Genomic DNA, 398 nt, shown 5'->3' with positions numbered 1-398 from the left:
TGTCTGCAATGACGAGTGCATCTTTATAGTCACTTTTAGAAGGTGTATTATCTCGGTTTTCTTTGTTCTTTTTGACGAGATGAGGATTAACAAGAACAGGCTCAATGTCTTGATCGAGGAGCCAACGTGCAAGGCTAAACCAGTAGTGGCCAGTTGGCTCCATGCCAACTATGACGCTACTAAGCTTGTTTGATTTAAGTATATCCTGAATCCAATGTGCGAACAAATTGAAACCTTCACGATGGTTACCGAACTCGAGTGGAGTTCCTAGAGCAATTCCACGAAAGCTGACAGCGCGGGCTACATGGGATTCTTGGGCGATGTCTACGCCGATAACCAAGTGATGGACGGTAATGTTTTCTATGAGTTGATTTTGCTTGTCGTTGATTTTGCTTGTC

At 43.7% G+C, this 398-nt stretch carries 1 protein-coding gene; it reads right to left on the bottom strand.

Features of this window, described 5'->3' with window-relative positions; genetic code table 11:
- On the bottom strand, positions 1-388 hold a 388-nt coding region (locus AC1DF0_RS32535), incomplete at its 3' end, for an IS110 family transposase (RefSeq protein ID WP_477577740.1).
- Between the last annotated feature and the right edge of the window lie 10 nt (positions 389-398).

This window comes from Paenibacillus sp. 05T425 (assembly GCF_056396205.1).
Note: the sequence above shows the minus strand (reverse complement) of the source record. Positions and strands in the feature narration are given on the sequence as shown.